This is a genomic window from Streptomyces sp. NBC_01232 (assembly GCF_035989885.1).
In the GTDB taxonomy this organism is placed as follows: Bacteria; Actinomycetota; Actinomycetes; order Streptomycetales; family Streptomycetaceae; genus Streptomyces.
This window is the reverse complement of sequence record NZ_CP108518.1, coordinates 3,015,876-3,029,234: the sequence shown is the minus strand read 5'-3', so window position 1 is coordinate 3,029,234 and position 13,359 is coordinate 3,015,876. Positions and strand designations below refer to the sequence as shown.

At 73.6% G+C, this 13,359-nt stretch carries 10 protein-coding genes; 5 read left to right on the top strand and 5 right to left on the bottom strand.

The annotated features are described in order from the left end of the window. Position 1 precedes the first annotated feature (1 nt). From OG444_RS14110 to OG444_RS14100, 3 genes are all read right to left on the bottom strand, one after another. Positions 2-1,336 carry an ABC transporter substrate-binding protein gene (locus OG444_RS14110; RefSeq protein ID WP_327262502.1) on the bottom strand — a complete coding sequence of 445 codons (1,335 nt, stop codon included), beginning with the start codon at positions 1,334-1,336 and terminating at the stop codon, positions 2-4. Positions 1,337-1,487: 151 nt separating this feature from the next. Then, positions 1,488-2,705, bottom strand: coding sequence for an ROK family transcriptional regulator (locus OG444_RS14105; RefSeq protein WP_327262501.1), 1,218 nt, complete (start codon positions 2,703-2,705; stop codon positions 1,488-1,490). 147 nt (positions 2,706-2,852) lie between these two features. Further along, entirely contained in the window at positions 2,853-3,935 is a 1,083-nt protein-coding gene (locus OG444_RS14100) for a mechanosensitive ion channel family protein (RefSeq protein WP_327262500.1), read from the bottom strand. A 285-nt stretch (positions 3,936-4,220) separates the two neighbouring features. On the opposite strand from OG444_RS14100, the gene OG444_RS14095 reads away from it, so the two are divergent. Beyond that, positions 4,221-4,757 carry an HNH endonuclease gene (locus tag OG444_RS14095; protein WP_189737015.1) on the top strand — a complete coding sequence of 179 codons (537 nt, stop codon included), beginning with the start codon at positions 4,221-4,223 and terminating at the stop codon, positions 4,755-4,757. Between the two features lie 58 nt (positions 4,758-4,815). On the opposite strand, the gene OG444_RS14090 is transcribed toward OG444_RS14095, so the two are convergent. Then, positions 4,816-7,845, bottom strand: coding sequence for a beta-N-acetylglucosaminidase domain-containing protein (locus OG444_RS14090; protein WP_327262499.1), 3,030 nt, complete (start codon positions 7,843-7,845; stop codon positions 4,816-4,818). 201 nt (positions 7,846-8,046) lie between these two features. On the opposite strand from OG444_RS14090, the gene OG444_RS14085 reads away from it, so the two are divergent. Together OG444_RS14085 and OG444_RS14080 are read left to right on the top strand one after the other, a co-directional pair. Next, a complete protein-coding gene (locus OG444_RS14085; protein ID WP_327262498.1) occupies positions 8,047-10,071 on the top strand; it encodes a 4-alpha-glucanotransferase in 2,025 nt (674 codons plus the stop codon). 20 nt (positions 10,072-10,091) lie between these two features. Then, positions 10,092-10,334, top strand: a complete 243-nt coding sequence (locus OG444_RS14080; RefSeq protein ID WP_327262497.1) for a hypothetical protein — start codon at positions 10,092-10,094, stop codon at positions 10,332-10,334. A 110-nt stretch (positions 10,335-10,444) separates the two neighbouring features. Here the strand turns inward: OG444_RS14080 and OG444_RS14075 are convergent, their stop codons facing one another. Further along, positions 10,445-10,936 carry a MarR family winged helix-turn-helix transcriptional regulator gene (locus tag OG444_RS14075; RefSeq protein WP_327262496.1) on the bottom strand — a complete coding sequence of 164 codons (492 nt, stop codon included), beginning with the start codon at positions 10,934-10,936 and terminating at the stop codon, positions 10,445-10,447. Positions 10,937-11,041: 105 nt separating this feature from the next. Between OG444_RS14075 and OG444_RS14070 the strand changes: the two genes are divergently transcribed. Continuing rightward, on the top strand, positions 11,042-12,358 hold the full coding sequence (locus tag OG444_RS14070) for an MFS transporter (protein ID WP_327262495.1): 1,317 nt from the start codon (positions 11,042-11,044) through the stop codon (positions 12,356-12,358). A 42-nt stretch (positions 12,359-12,400) separates the two neighbouring features. Further along, complete coding sequence (locus OG444_RS14065) at positions 12,401-13,333, top strand: EamA family transporter (RefSeq protein WP_327262494.1); 933 nt, start codon at positions 12,401-12,403, stop codon at positions 13,331-13,333. Positions 13,334-13,359: the final 26 nt, after the last annotated feature.

Genomic DNA, 13,359 nt, shown 5'->3' with positions numbered 1-13,359 from the left:
GCTACTTCGCCTTCGCGATGTCCGTGTCGATCTGCTGGTCGGTCTTCGCGAGACCGGCCGGGATGTCGGTGACGTCGCCCTTCTCGACGGCGTACGCGAAGTCCGTGAAGGTCAGCTGGTAGGTGCCGCCGTCGGCCTTGGCCGGGGTGGTGCTGGACTTCGGGTGCCGGGCGATGTCGAGGAAGGTCTTGAACTCGGGGGTCACCTGCAGGTCCGGGGACTCCAGGGCGGCGAGCGTGGACGGCACGTTGTGGATGCCGTTGGCGAAGGCCACCACCGCCTCGGTGTCGGTGGTCATGTACTTGACCAGCTCCCAGGCGGCGTTCTGCTTCTTGCTGCCCGAGGCGATGCCCATGATCGTGCCGGAGAGGTAGCCCTTGCCGTAGTCGGCGGCCTGCTCGTCGGGCACGGGCAGCGGCGCTGTGCCGATCTCGAAGGCGACGCCGGCCTCCTTGGCCATCGGGGCGCGCCACTCGCCGTCGATCTGCATGGCCACCTGGCCGGTGTGGAAGGGGTGTTCGGCGCCCCACTCGTCACCGAAGGTGTTGCGGAACCGTTCCAGCTTCTCGTAGCCGCCGAGCCGCTCCACCAGGTCCTTCTGCGCGGTCAGCATCTTCGCGAAGGCCGGGTCCTTCGCCAGGTTGGATTTCCCGTCCGCGCCGAAGTAGGCGGGGCTCCACTGCGCGGCGAGCCGCATGGGGGTGGTCTCGTAGCCGTGGAAGGTCGGCATCAGGCCGACCTGCTCGTACGAGTCCCCCTTGGGCTTGGTCAGCTTCTGGGCGACCTCCGCGAACTGGCTCCAGGTCTTCGGGGGTTCGGTGATGCCGGCCGCCGCGAAGGCGGTCTTGTTGTAGACGAGGCCGTACGCGTCGTTGAGCAGCGGCAGCGTGCACTGGTTGCCGTTGAACTCCGTGTACTCCAGCAGGGTCTTGGGGAAGACCTTCTTCTTGTCCACCCCGGACTTCTCCAGGAAGGGGTTCAGATCGGCGAAGGCGCGGGAGTTGCAGAACTTGCCCACGCTGTCGGTGGTGAAGGAGGAGACCACGTCGGGGGCCTTGTCCCCGCCCGCGCGCAGCGCCTGGTTGATCTTGTCGTCGGTCATGTTGCCGGTGACCTTGACCTTGATGTTCGGGTGCGCCTTCTCGAACCGGGCGATGTTGTCCTCGATCGCCTTGGCCTCGCTCGGCGCGGACCAGCCGTGCCAGAAGGTGAGGGTGACGTCCGCCTTCGGATCGTCGGAGGCGGTGTCCGCGCTCTGGCCCGTACAGGCCGTGGCGAGGGCGGATATCGCCGCGAGGACGGCGGTCGCGGTGGTCAGGCGTCCGGTTCTGGGCATGGCGGGGCTCGCTCTCTGCGGGAGGAACTTCCGTGGGGGGTGCCGGTGGGGTGGGACATGGCGGTGCGGTGCACGGCGGTGCGGCGGTGCGGCGGTGCGGGGGTGCGGAGGTGACGGGGCGGATGCGGGCGGCCGGCCCGGGGCGGGCGGTTCAGCCCGAGGTGTCGAACACTTCGTCCCGGGTGGCGGCGAGCGCGCTCTCCAGCGCTCCGTGCAGGACGGGCCGCTCCCGTACCTGGCCGGGGACCAGCCGGGGCCGGGAGGGGGCCAGTTCGGTGAGCTCGGCCTCCAGCAGCGAGCGCAGCGGCTCGCCGCCCGCGCTGATCGCGGACCCGGACAGGACCACGATCTCCGGGTCCAGGACGGCGACGACCGAGGCGAGACCGGTGGCCAGCGCGGTGGCGTACGACTGGAGGAAGCGCAGGTGCGCCCCCTCGGGCGCGGCGGCGGCCTGCTCGAGCAGGGCGACGGCGGCGGCGACCTCCCGGCCGTACGGGGCTCCGGGCGCGGGGGTCTCCAACGGCTCGACGCCCAGGTCCGCGGCGAGCCGGGGCAGGCCCTCCACACCGGCGAGCTCCTGGTACCCGCCGGAGTTGGCCCGGGTGACCTCCCGGACCAGGGGGCGGCCCGGCACGGGGAGGAAGCCGACCTCGCCGGCGCCGCCGGTCCAGCCGCGGTGCAGCCGGCCGCCGAGCACCAGGGCGGCGCCGAGGCCCTCCTCGTTCCACAGCAGGACGAAGTCCTCGTGGCCGCGGGCCGCGCCGAGCCGCTGTTCGGCGACCGCGGCGAGGTTGACGTCGTTCTCGTACTCGACGGGCATCGGCAGCGCGGCCGCCAGGTCCTCCAGGAGCGTGGGGGAGTGCCAGCCGGGGAGGTGGCTGGCGTAGCGCAGCCGGCCGGTCTGCGGGTCGAAGGCACCCGGCGTGCCGATGACCACCCGGCGCAGGTCGGAGCGGTGCAGCCCGGCGGCCTTGACGGCGCCCCCGAGGGCCTCGGTCACCTGGTCGACGGCCTCCGCGCCCTCGGTGTAGGGGACCTCGTGGGTGGCGATCACCGTGCCGGTGATGTCGGCGACGGCTGCCAGCACACGTTCCGGGGTGACGTCGAGGCCGCCGACGTAGGCGGCCCGCGGGTTGATCGCGTAGAGCTGGGCGCTGGGGCCGGGGCGTCCGCCGTCCGTGCCGGTGGCCACGACGAGCCCGACCGCTTCCAGGCGGGCCAGCAGCTGGGAGGCGGTGGGCTTGGACAGTCCGGTCAGGTGCCCGATGCGGGTCCGGGACAGCGGGCCGTGCGCGAGCAGGAGTTCGAGTGCGGCCCGGTCGTTCATGGCGCGCAACAGGCTGGGCGTTCCGGGCGTGGCGGCGGGCATCGAGCGGCTCTCCCTCACCGAGGTGATCTGTTAGGTAAGTTTCCTATCACCTGTTGAGCTGTGTCAATGCCGCTGCCCCGCAGGCTGTGTCATTTCACGGATGACCTGCGGGGCAGCGGGGGCGTGCGGGGCCCGTGCGGCGGGCGGTTACTTGGTGATCCGCGGGCCGGCCTGCGGCGGGATCGGGGTGGCGGCCAGCGACTGCGGTGAGGCCGGGTTCGCCAGTGCGGACGGCGCGGCGACCGAGGCGGACGGGTCGGCCGGGGCCTCCTCGTCCTCGTCGGCGGCCGGCATGCCGCCGATGATCCGGATGCCCGCGGCGTCGAAGGCCTCCTTGATCCGCCAGCGCAGCTCCCGCTCCACCGCGAACTGCTGGCCCGGCATGGTCTTGGCGGACACCTTCACGGTCATCGAGGCGAGCAGTACCTCGTCCAGACCCAGCACCTCGACCGGACCCCACAGGCGCTCGTCCCACGGGGACTCCTTGGCCATGGAGTCGGCGACACCCTGGACCACCTCGCGGATCCTGGACAGGTTCTCCGAGGGCTTGACCTGGACGTCGACGCCCGCGGTCGCCCAGCCCTGGCTGAGGTTGCCGATCCGCTTGATCTCGCCGTTGCGCACGTACCAGATCTCGCCGTTGTCCCCGCGGAGCTTGGTCACGCGCAGGCCGACCTCTATGACCTCGCCCGAGGCCACGCCCGCGTCGATCTTGTCGCCGACGCCGTACTGGTCCTCCATGATCATGAAGACGCCGGAGAGGAAGTCCGTCACCAGGTTCCGGGCGCCGAAACCGATCGCCACACCGGCCACACCGGCACTCGCCAGGAGCGGGGCCAGATCGATCTTCAGCGCGGCCAGGACCATCAGTGCGGCCGTACCGAGGATGAGGAACGAGGCGACCGACCGGAGCACCGAGCCGATCGCCTCCGAACGCTGGCGCCGCCGCTCGGCATTGACCAGCAGTCCGCCCAGAGCGGTACCCTCCACCGCCTCGGCGCTGGTGTTCATCCGGGTTATGAGCTTGGTCAGGGCCTTGCGGACCACCGAGCGGATCACTGCGGCTATCACCACGATCAGCAGGATCCGCAGACCGATGCTCAGCCAGGTGGCCCAGTTCTGTTCGATGAAGCTGGCGGCCTCGGTGACGCTCTCCTGCGCCTCCTTGACCGATGCGGGCGCGTCCGGGACTTCGGCTGCCTGCGGCAGCAGAACGGCGGGCCAGGGCACGACGGGAACCTCCAGGTGTAGCGGTCTGCCCGCGGAACCGGTGGTGCCCCCGGACGGAACCGGGGGTATGAGGGGCAGGCCATCCACACTAACGGGGCAATCCCTTCACCTTGGTGCCGTGTTCGAGGGAGAGACCAGACTCACCCGGGGATGACTGACTGTGGTCGAAAACACCTCGGACCCGTTACGGGCGCGTGGTGGCGCTTCGACCAGCCGTAAGGAGAGACTGGAGAGCAGATCGTCCCGGCGCGAGCCACGCGCCGCCGGCGTACAAGGAGGCAGTCCGTGCCGCACGTCCTGGTCCTCAACGCGTCGTACGAGCCCCTCGGCGTCGTACCGCTCCGCCGCGCGCTCGTCCTCGTCCTGGAGAACAAAGCAGTCTCCTTGGAGGAATCCGGCGCCTATCTGCACAGCGCGACAAGGGTCGTCCCCGCGCCCAGCGTGGTACGGCTCAAGCGCTTCGTGCGGGTCCCCTACCGGGGGCCCGTTCCACTCACCCGGCGCGCACTGTTCGCGCGGGACGGCGGTCGCTGCATGTACTGCGGGGCCGTCGCCACCAGCGTCGACCACGTCATTCCGCGCAGCCGGGGCGGCCAGCACGCCTGGGACAACGTCGTCGCCGCGTGCCGCCGGTGCAACCACGTCAAGGCCGACCGGCACCTGCTGGAACTGGGTTGGCGCCTGCGGCACCAGCCGGCCCCGCCGTCCGGTCTGGCCTGGCGCATCATCGGTACGGGGCACCGGGATCCGCGGTGGATGCCGTACCTCCAGCCGTACGGGGCCGAGGACGCCCTGGAACGGATCGGGGTCGCCGCGTCATAGGGCCCGCGGGGCCGCCGGTCCCCCGCGGGGTTGCGCCCGCCCGGGACCGGCGGCGGGGTCACGGGGTGACCGCGTAGGCCTCCGCCGACCAGAGGGAGCAGCCGTACCGCGTCGCACGGGTTTCGCACGTGACCCGCAGGAAGCGGGTGCCCGGGGCGTCCAGCCGGAGCGACTCGTGGCCGCCCCGCGAGGCCGCGACGGATGCCGCCGGCCGCCAGGTCACGCCGTCCGCGGAGGTCTCCACCCGGTACGCCGAGGGGTACGCGTCCTGCCAGTGCAGCTCCAGCCGGCCCACCCGCGCCGCGGCGGGCAGCTCCGCCTGCCACCACGCACCGTCCACCGCCGGTGACGACCAGCGGGTGCTCGAGGAGCCGTCCACGGCCGCCGAGGCCGGGAAGTCCGGGGTCTCGTTCGCCGAGGAGGCCGCCCGCGCGGTCCGCAGCAGATCCGGGCCGCCGGTACGGGGCACCGCACGCACGGTGAGCACGCGCGACTCCCCGTCGAAGGTCACCGGCACCTGGTAGCTGCCCGGCGGGGTGTTCGCGGCGACGCTCACCTCCAGCGCGATCGACACCCGGCCGCCCCGCGGGACCACCGCGGTCTGCGGAAGGCGGACCTCGATGCCCGCCGGGGGCCGCGCCGAAAGCGGGCCGCGGACCTCGCCGGGGCCGAGGGCCGACAGCTGCGCCGTGACCCGCTGCGCGGCGCCGCCGGTCTCGGCGTCGGTCGCGGCCCCGTCCATCAGCTCGAAGCGGGCCCGCGGGCCGTCCCCGAACCACGGCACCACCTGATGCACCGTGGGCGCGGACTCGGCCCCGGCCCAGGACAGGCGCACCCCGTCCGCGTTCAGCCCGGCCGTCTCCACCTGGGTCCAGCCCGAGGCCGCGGCGTCGGCGACCTTGCGCCAGCCCTCACCGGGCACGTGCACCTCCACCACGGCGCCCCGCGCCCCCGCCGGGAGCGGGTCGGTCATCACCGTCACCGCCGACACCGGGCGCGCCGCGTCCAGCCGTACGGTCCAGGCCTCGGCCTCCTTCGTCACCGTGCCGGCCTTGCGGGCGACCCCGGTCCAGGCGTCGGCCTCCGCCGCCGCCTTTGCCAGGAAGGGGTCCAGGACCGCCTTGTCCACCCGGGCCGTCCCCGGCTCGGCCAGCGCCTCGCGCGCCTCGGCCAGCGCCCGGGAGGCCTGCCAGGCGGCCGCCCCGTCCCCGCGGGCCTGGGCCTGCAGGACGTCCACCGCCAGCTCGCCCGCCGTCCCGTAGCGCGACAGGCGCTCCAGCCAGGGGCCCGCCTCGTCCGACAGGGCCGGGAGCCGCTCCGGGGCCTCGCGCAGCACGGTGAACGCCTTGCGCAGCGCGGTCCCGGCCGCCGGATCTCCCGCGGCGCGAGCCTTCCAGAACTGTTCGACCAGCGGCTTCAGATACGCGGACTCCTCCTGCTTGAGCCCGGACGACGCGGTGTTCCCGGCCAGCGCCGCCAGCGCCTCCCGCGTGCGCGGGTCGCCGCCCGCCAGCTCGCGCACCGCCGCCGCCCAGGACTCCCCGGCCCGGTAACCGCGCGGGTTCCATGCGAAGTCCGCCGCCGTGAAGACCGGGATCCGCGACAGCGTGCCCTGCGACATCGCGTTGGCCAGCAGCGCCGCCGAACCGCCCGCCACCGCCGGCTCGCGGCCCGCGTAGGGGCCGAGGAAGATGCGGCCCGGATCCCAGTCGTTCACCGGGTAGTTGTCCATGGTGATCAGCGGGCGCCCGAAGGCGGAGCGCGCCCCGGCCAGTTCCTTGCCCGTGATCGTGCGGGGCACCACGCCCACGCCCGTCCAGGCCACCTCCACCCGCGGGTCCAGCGCGCCCGCCAGGGCCGTCCGGTAGGTGGTGGCGCCCTCCTGGTAGTACTCCGTCGGCAGCAGTGACAGCGCGGGCGCCCCCGGATACCGGGCGGCCAGGTGCGCCGCCAGTGCGCCCGCGACCTCCGCGTGCGCCTTCGCGGCCGCCGCCGGGCCCTTCCCGTACCGCTCCCGGTCGGCCCGGCAGCCCCACTCCGTGTAGCTGACGTCCTGGAACTGCACCTGGAAGGCGCGGAAGCCGAGGTCCCACATCGCGTCCAGCTTGCGTGCGAGCGCCGCCCGGTCGGCCTCCGAGGACAGGCACATCGACTGCCCGGGCGTCACCGCCCAGGCCAGGACGATCCGGTTCGCCCGGGCCCGTTCGGCCAGCGCGCGGAACTCCTCCTGCTGCTCCTGCGGGTAGTCCTGGCGCCAGCCCGTCGTGCGGTACGTGTCGTCGCCCGACGCGAGCAGCAGCCGGTTCTGCTTGGTACGGCCCATGAAGTCCAGCTGCGCGAGGCGCTGTTCCCGGGTCCACGGCTGTCCGTAGAAGCCCTCGGTGATCCCGCGCACCGGCGCGGCCGGCCAGTCGCGCACCAGTACCCCGGGCACCTTCCCGCCGCCCGCGGCGAGGAGTTGCCGCAGCGTCTGCGCCGCGTGGAACAGCCCTTCGTCCCCGACGCCGGCCAGCGCGATCGTGTCCCGGCCGCCGGGCCGTCCCACGGCCAGCCGGTAGCCCCCGCCGGGCATGTCGCCCGGCGCGGCCGCGCCCAGGGCCCGCAGCGCCTCCTCGGCGCCCGCGTCCTGGAGCCGTACGAGGGTGCCCCGCGGGGGCAGCGGTGCTCCGGGGGCCGGCTCGTGGACGGTCCGTACGCCGGCCGCGCGCAGGGCGTCCCGGACCACCTTGACGGCGTACGGATCGGCGTCGGCCGCAGCGACCAGGACGGCCTCGGAGCCCAGGGGCAGCTCGCGCTTCGGATCGGCGGCCATCGACTGCGGCCGCGGCCAGACGGCGGGACCCTCGGAGGCCGCCCGGGGAGTGTCGGCCCCGGGGTCGAGCGGGGCCCCGGCGGCGGTGCCCGCGGGAGTGGTGGTGTTGGGGGCGGACCCCGGGGCGGATCCGGGGGCCGGAGTGCGCGCCGGTCCGTCCGGCGCGGAGGGTCCCGCGAGCGCCGCGGGTGGCCCGGCGGACACGGCGCCGCCCAGCAGCGAGCCGATGACCGCCACGGCGGCGGCGGTGGTCCGCCTCCTGCCCCTGAGCTGCACAGAGCCTCCCGATCGCGAGACGTCACCCACTCGTACGAATGAACCCGAGCCCACCATCCGTGCGGCTGGAGTGTCAATGCGAGTGGGTGATCTGACCCGGATATGCCAGGAATGCGGTGCCTCCGAGTGGGTATGGACGCGGTGTTCCCCGGCGGCGTCCGACCTCTGTGCACCACTGTTCTGACACATCCTCATGCCCTCATGCCCGCACGCACGAAGGAGCGCCCGCAGATGGACGACCTGGCCCGGCTCGCCGCCCAGTACGGCGTCGCCACCGACTACCGGCCCGCCGCCGACGTCACCGTCCCGGTTCCGGAGACCACCGTCAGGGCGGTCCTCGGCCTGCTGGGGGTGGTCACCGACGACGCGTCGAGCATCCGGGTGTGCGCCGAGGCCGCCGCGCGGGAGGCGGCCGGGCGGCTGCTGCCGCCCACGGTGGTCCTCTGGCAGGGGGAGCCCGTGGCATCGGAGCCCGCCGGGCTGCCGCCCGGCACCCGGGTGCGGGTGGTGGAGGAGGAGACGGGCGAGGTGCTCCTGTGGGGCCCCGGGCTGCCCCTCGGCGTCCACCGGCTCACCGCCGAGGCCACCGACGGGCGCACGGCGGAGGCCACCCTGGTCGTGGCTCCCGAGCGGGCCCCGGCCGCGCCCGAGCGGGCCCACGGGCTGCTCGTCCAGCTCTACTCCCTGCTCTCCGAACGCTCCTGGGGCATGGGCGACCTCGGCGACCTCGCGGAACTGGCCCGCTGGGCGGGCCGCACCCACGGCGCCGGGTTCATCCAGGTCAACCCGCTGCACGCGGCCGTGCCCGGGGCCCCGACCGACCCCTCCCCCTACCGGCCCTCCTCGCGGCGCTTCCCGGATCCGGTGCACCTGCGGATCGAGGACGTCCCCGAACACGCCGACTGCCCCGACCGCAGGGCCCTCGACGAGCTCGCCGCGCGCGGCGGGGAACTGCGCCGCCAGGTCCTGGAGAAGGGCGCGCTGATCGACCGGGACGCCGTCTGGGAACTCAAGCGGTCCGCCCTGGAGCTGCTGTACGCCGTCCCGCGCACACCCGAACGCGAAGCCGCCTACGGGGAGTTCCGCGCGGCACAGGGCCCCTCGCTGGACACCCACGCGGCCTGGTGCGCGGCCGCGGCCGGCGAGGACCCCCGGACGCGGGCCGACTTCCACCGCTGGCTGGTCTGGCTGACGGACACCCAGCTCGCGGCCACCCAGCAGGCGGCCCGGGCGGCCGGCATGGCCGTGGGCATCGTGCACGACCTCGCCGTCGGGGTGCACCCGGAGGGCTCGGACGCGGGGACCGGCTCCTGCCACGCCCGGAACATCTCGGTCGGGGCCCCGCCGGACGCCTTCAACGCCCGCGGCCAGGACTGGGGCCTGCCGCCGTGGCGCCCGGACGTGCTGGCCGCCACCGGCTACGCCCCCTTCAGGTCCCTGCTGCGCGGGGTGTTCCGATATGCGGGCGCCCTGCGGATCGACCACGTGATGGGCCTGTTCCGGCTCTGGTGGATCCCGGAGGGGACCCCGCCCGCGGACGGCGCGTACGTCAGCTACGACGGCGAGGCCATGCTGGCGATCCTGGTCCTGGAGGCCCACCGCGCGGGCGCGCTCGTCATCGGCGAGGACCTCGGGACGGTGGAGCCGCGGGTCCGTCAGGAGCTGGCCCGGCGCGGGGTGCTCGGCACCTCGGTGCTCTGGTTCGAGCGGGACTGGGACGGCAGCGGGAGCCCGCTGGCCCCGCAGGCCTGGCGGGCCGACTGCCTGGCCACCGTCACCACCCACGATCTGCCGCCCACGGCCGCCAAGCTCGCCGGCGGCCATGTGGAACTGCGCGACCGGCTCGGCCTGCTGACCCGCCCGGCCGAGCTGGAGCGGGCCCAGGACGCCGCGGACACCGCCGAGTGGCTGGAGCTGCTGGACGGGCTGGGGCTGGACACCAAGGGCGAGGAGGCGGCCGTAAGGGCCCTGTACGCCTTCCTGCTGCGCACGCCCGCGCGGCTGGTCGGCGTGTGGCTGCCGGACGCGGTGGGGGACCGGCGGCCGCAGAACCTGCCCGGCACGTGGGACCAGTACCCCAATTGGCGGCTGCCGGTCGCCGATGCCGGGGGGCGGCCGCTGACACTGGAGGAGCTGATCTCCTCGCCGCGGGCGAACGCCCTGCTGAGCGCGGTGGGGGAGGGCGCACGACCTCGTACGGCACCCCCGGGCGCGCGCCCCGTTTAGGTGTTCGCTACGTTTGCACCGTGGACAAGAAGAACGCTCTGCGCGCCGGCGCCGTCACGGCCGGAACCGCGCTGATGATGCTGCTGATGACGTCTCCCGCCCTCGCGCTCACCCGCGACGACGGTGACGACCCGGGTCCGGGCCTGAGCGTCGGCGAGACGGTCGGCCTGTACGTGGCCCTGCCCATCGTGATTTTCCTGGTCATCATCGGTCTCGTGATGGCCCTCGACAAGTCGTCGGACCGGAAGCCGAAGCAGGCCTGATCCGGTCCGGCCCCACGGGGCCGGGACCAGCAGACATTTCCCGGGCGCCGGGGGTCCGCACCGCCGTATCGAATCGGCCGTGCGACGCCCCCCGGCGCCTTGTCGTGTCCTCAGACGCCGGCCAGCAGTCGGCGGAGCAGACCGGTGAGCACGGCGACCTCTTCGTCGGTCAGCCCGGTGAGCGCGGAGCGCTGTACCTCCAGGCCCGCGCCGACGGCCTCGTCGATGAGCGCGAGGCCACGGTCGGTGACCGTCACCTGGAGCCCCCGCCGGTCGTGCGGATCGGGCTTGCGCACGAGCAGTCCGGCCTTCTCCAGCTTGTCCAGACGCCCGGTCATGCCGCCCGTGGTGAGCATGAGGGTGGCCGAGAGCTGGCGGGGCGAGAGGGTGTAGGGCTCGCCCGACCTGCGCAGTGTGGCCACCACGTCGAACTCGCCGCGTGAGATGCCGAAGCGCGCGTAGCACTCCTCCATCGCGTCGCCCATGGCCCTGGCGATCCGGTAGATGCGTCCGAAGACGGCCATCGGCGCCGTTTCCAGGTCGGGGCGCACGGCGAACCACTGGGCCGTGATCGCGTCCACCGCGTCCTTGTCGTCACTCATGGCTGCAGTATCCGGCTTCCCCGAGATCGTTCGCAAAAAAGTTGCTTGCCACTAAGTAGCTTAGCGGTAAGCTACTTAGTGGCAACCGAGTCCGGGGGAGAGGTCATGGCGTTGTTCGGGGGAAAGACGGCTGGATCAGGGGAAGCGAAGGTCGCGGGGGAGCGGTCGCTGCTCCTCGGAATCGGCATCAGCGCGGTCGGGATCGGAATGTACATCCCCTTCTCGCTGGTCTTCTTCCACCACGTCACGGGCCTCTCCCTCACCCTCGTCGGCCTGGTCATGACCGTCACCGGACTGGCCGGGCTGGCGCTCATGCCGCTGGCCGGCTCGGCCGTCGACCGGTTCGGCGCCAAGAGGGTCAACCTGGTGCTCCATGCGACACGGGCGCTCGGCTTCGCCCTCTACCCCTTCGCGACCTCCCTGCCCGCCTTCGCGGCCGTCGCCCTCGTCACCGCATTCGCCGACCGCTCCTTCGGCGTCGTCCAGCAGTCCCTGATGGGCGAGGTGGCACGGGGCGCCGCCCGCGACCGGCTCCAGGCATCCACCCGGGCCCTGCAGAACGCCGGGATGGGCGCGGGCGCCCTGCTCGTCTCCGGAGTGCTGGCACTGTGGGGCACCGGCGGGTTCACCTACACCGCCTGGGGCAACTCCCTCGCCTTCGCGCTCGCCGGACTGCTCGTCAGCCGGGTCCGGGCGGTCCGCACGGCAGGGGCGGCAGGGGCGGCCGGCGCCGAGCCCGTCGGCCCGGTGGGGTACCGGACGGTCCTGCGCGACCGCCCCTTCCTCGGGCTCACCGCCGCCAACTTCCTCACCGCACTGGGCTATTGCGCCCTCTCCGTCCTCTTCCCGCTCTACCTCTCCACCTGGCTGAAGGCCCCCGACTCCCTCACCGGAGCGGCCTTCACCGTCAACACCGTCCTGTGCGCCGGGATCGGCGTGCTGATCGCCGGCCGGGTCCGCCGCTCCGGCGCCCGCCGCACCCGCTCCGCCGCACTCGGCGCCCTGCTCTTCGCCGCCGCCTTCGCCGGGCAGATCGTGCTCGGCACCCTGCGACCCGGCCGGACCGTCACCCTGATCGCCCTGCTGGTCATCGTCGTCGTCTACACCCTCGGCGAACTCGTGCACAGCCCCTCCGGCGGCGCCCTGTCGGTCTCCGCCGCCCCCGAGCCTGTCCGTGGCCGCTACCTGGCCACCTACCAGCTGTCCTACTCGCTGGCCGGCGCGCTCGCCCCCTCCCTCTTCACCGCCCTGCTCGCCGTCGACGGCCGCCTGCCCTGGGCCGTCCTGGCCGTCGCCGCGACCGGCGCAGCCCTGGCGCTGCTCCGGCTGGAGCGGCATCTGCCGGCCGAGGCCGTGCACGCCGAGCCGCCGCCGGCCGCCGAGGCCGTCACCGGGCCGGTCCCGGTGACCTCCGCCGCCTGAGCCCGCCCCACCAGCTTCCACCCGACCGAGGAGCCACCCGCCATGAAGCGTTTAGCCACCGTCGCCCTGACCGCGCTCGCCCCCATCTCCTGGGGCTCGACCTACGCGGTGGCCACCGAGCTGCTGCCGCCCGACCGGCCGCTGTTCACCGGCGTCATGCGGGCCCTGCCCGCGGGGCTGCTGCTGACCGCCCTGGCCCGTACCCTCCCCAAGGGCCAGTGGTGGTGGAAGTCCGCCGTCCTCGGCATCCTCAACATCGGCGCCTTCTTCCCGCTGCTGTTCCTCTCCGCCTACCGGCTCCCCGGCGGCGTCGCGGCCGTACTGGGCGCCGCCGGCCCGCTGTTCGTCGTAGGACTGGCCGCACTCCTCCTCGGGGAGCGGGCGAGCCTGCGCACCGTGCTCGCCGCCGTGGTCGGGGCGTTCGGCGTCAGCATGGTCGTCCTCACGGCGGAGGCCGGGCTGGATGCGGTCGGCGTCGTCGCCGGTGTGATCTCCTCCGCCTCCATGGGCGCAGGTACCGTCATGACCAAGCGCTGGGGCCGCCCCGAAGGCGTCGGCCCGCTGGCGATGACCGGCTGGCAGCTCACCGCGGGCGGACTGTTCATCATCCCGGTCGCCGCCCTCGTCGAAGGGGCCCCGCCCGCCCTCGACGGCAAGGCCTTCCTCGGCTACGGGTACATGATGCTGATCAACACCGGCATCGCGTACTGGCTGTGGTTCCGCGGCATCGGAGCCCTCAGCGCCACCTCGGTCACCCTGCTCGGCCCGCTGTCCCCGCTCACCGCCGCCGTCATCGGCTGGGCCGCCCTCGGGCAGGCGCTGTCGCCCGTACAGCTCGTGGGCATGGCGATCGCCTTCGGGGCCACCGTCGCCGGCCAGCTGGCGGTCGCCCGCACCACGCAACCGTTCAGTTCTACTGAAAAGAACGATCAGAACATTTCGATAGACCTGACGGATGAGAGGGTGCGACGGTAGACCGCACGAAGGACCCGCCGCAACCC

Bases quoted from the DNA above. Each gene is read 5' to 3' on its own strand.
- OG444_RS14110 (WP_327262502.1), bottom strand. From the start codon at position 1,336: ATGCCCAGAACCGGACGCCTGACCACCGCGACCGCCGTCCTCGCGGCG.
- OG444_RS14105 (WP_327262501.1), bottom strand. From the start codon at position 2,705: ATGCCCGCCGCCACGCCCGGAACGCCCAGCCTGTTGCGCGCCATGAAC.
- OG444_RS14085 (WP_327262498.1), top strand. From the start codon at position 8,047: ATGCCCGCACGCACGAAGGAGCGCCCGCAGATGGACGACCTGGCCCGG.
- OG444_RS14075 (WP_327262496.1), bottom strand. From the start codon at position 10,936: ATGAGTGACGACAAGGACGCGGTGGACGCGATCACGGCCCAGTGGTTC.
- OG444_RS14070 (WP_327262495.1), top strand. From the start codon at position 11,042: ATGGCGTTGTTCGGGGGAAAGACGGCTGGATCAGGGGAAGCGAAGGTC.
- OG444_RS14065 (WP_327262494.1), top strand. From the start codon at position 12,401: ATGAAGCGTTTAGCCACCGTCGCCCTGACCGCGCTCGCCCCCATCTCC.